This is a genomic window from Aliidiomarina maris (assembly GCF_003987335.1).
Classification (GTDB): Bacteria; Pseudomonadota; Gammaproteobacteria; order Enterobacterales; family Alteromonadaceae; genus Aliidiomarina; species Aliidiomarina maris.
In genome coordinates, this window is the sequence record NZ_PIPK01000041.1 from 1 (window position 1) to 972 (window position 972).

Genomic DNA, 972 nt, shown 5'->3' on the forward strand with positions numbered 1-972 from the left:
TTTCACAAGAAATCCCTATTTTTAACCGTCGGGGAATGAGCATTGAGCAAGCAAAAAGCAGCGAGCTTGCTGCTAAGGCTCGCTTAACCCAAGTCCGAGCAGAGATTGCAGCCAATGTCGTACAGGCTTTCAGTGAATATTTGTATGTGTTGGAGAACCAGGCGCTGCAGCGCGATCTAGTACAATTACTTGAGCAGTTTTCCAGCATCGCAGAGCAACGCTATGCAGCGGGTGATGCTGCTATGGGCGATCTATTGAGAGCGCAAAATGCGCTGGATGAAGCGCGTAGCGAATATGACAACCTACAAGCGATGCGGTTTTCACAACGAGCTCGACTGAATTCAGCGCTTGGTCGTGACGCGCGAGCTGAGCTGCATGGCGACTATGCCCTAGAGGCCTCGCACCGTGAGTTTGCGCACTTGCCCGCAGCGCCCGATACATTGTACGAACAGCTCAAAGAAAACAACCCGGCTTTATTGGCGTTGCGTGCGGACGTGAAGAGTTTAGTAGTCGCGCAAGATATCGCTAACACATCTGGGTTACCCCGTCTGATGATTGGGGCCGAATACATGAACACCAATATGGCATCGGATACGGTGACAGGCATGCTGTCAGTGTCGTTACCTATTTGGCGTGCAAATTACCGCGCGCAACGAGAGGCTGCAGAGGCTGACTTAGCCTCAGGGCTGCACGAGCTGGAGGCCAGTGAGCTGGCGATTCAGGCTGAGCTTAGTATGGCGCTTTACGAGTGGCAGGATGCTGAGCGCAATCGCGTGCTTTATGGTGACGTCTTAATTGGTCGTGCCGAACAAGCGGTGGCGAGCAGTTTAAGCAATTATCAAAGTGGAAGCGCCAGCTTTACGGACGTTATTACGAGTCAACAGGAGTGGCTTAGTTTCGCCTTGGCACACCGCCGAGCCATGGCAAATCAGTTAGCAGCGGTGGCGACCATACATGCCCTGATGCCAACCC

1 protein-coding gene is annotated in these 972 nt (G+C 53.0%); it reads left to right on the forward strand.

Annotated elements, in window-relative coordinates; translation table 11 throughout:
* Window positions 1–972, forward strand: a 972-nt coding sequence (locus CWE07_RS14265) for a TolC family protein (protein ID WP_133307013.1), incomplete at both ends; no start/stop codon positions are given.